This window comes from Photobacterium sanctipauli, from assembly GCF_003026495.1.
GTDB lineage: Bacteria > Pseudomonadota > Gammaproteobacteria > Enterobacterales > Vibrionaceae > Photobacterium > Photobacterium sanctipauli.
Map to the genome: position 1 here is coordinate 1 of NZ_PYMA01000049.1, position 672 is coordinate 672.

Here is a 672-nt window from a genome sequence, read left to right on the forward strand (position 1 = left end):
TGATCTGCTCCAGCCAGACTGGACACTTCATTAAGCGACATTTTGCTTTTCAAAGTTAACTGGGCTTAGGTACCCAAGAGCACTGTGCCTTCTCGTCTGATTATAATCAACCTCAATGTACTCAAAGATCGTTTGGCGCATCGCATCTCTCGTCATAATCGGCTCATATTGGATCGCTTCAACTTTCATGGAATGGAAGAAGCTCTCAACACAGGCATTGTCCCAGCAATTTCCTTTTCTACTCATACTTTGCACTAGATTATAAGTGGTTATGAGTTCTCGATAGTCTTTTGAGCAGTACTGGCTACCTCGATCACTATGAACGATAACGTGTTCAGGGAAACCGCGACGGAACAAAGCCATCGATAGCGCATCACAGACCAGAGTAGCCGTCATCCTTGTATCCATAGACCAGCCGATTACCTGCCGTGAGTAAAGATCAATGATGACAGCCAAATACAGCCAACCTTCACTTGTGGCAACGTACGTGATGTCACCCGCCCACTTTTGATTCGGAGCCGTTGCGTTAAAGTCTTGAGCCAGCAGGTTCGGAGCGACAGGCATTTTATGCTTGCTGTCCGTTGTACACTTAAACTTGCGTGCGGCTTTCGGTATTAAATCCTGACGCTTCATACTGGCGGCAATGGTTTTAACATTATGGTTATCACCGTT

1 protein-coding gene is annotated in these 672 nt (G+C 46.0%); it reads right to left on the minus strand.

All coding sequences use genetic code 11. From position 1 onward, the window contains the following. Positions 1-30: 30 nt before the first annotated feature. Positions 31-672: IS3 family transposase (locus C9I98_RS26395; RefSeq protein ID WP_107272678.1), on the minus strand; the 642-nt coding region annotated here is incomplete at its 5' end.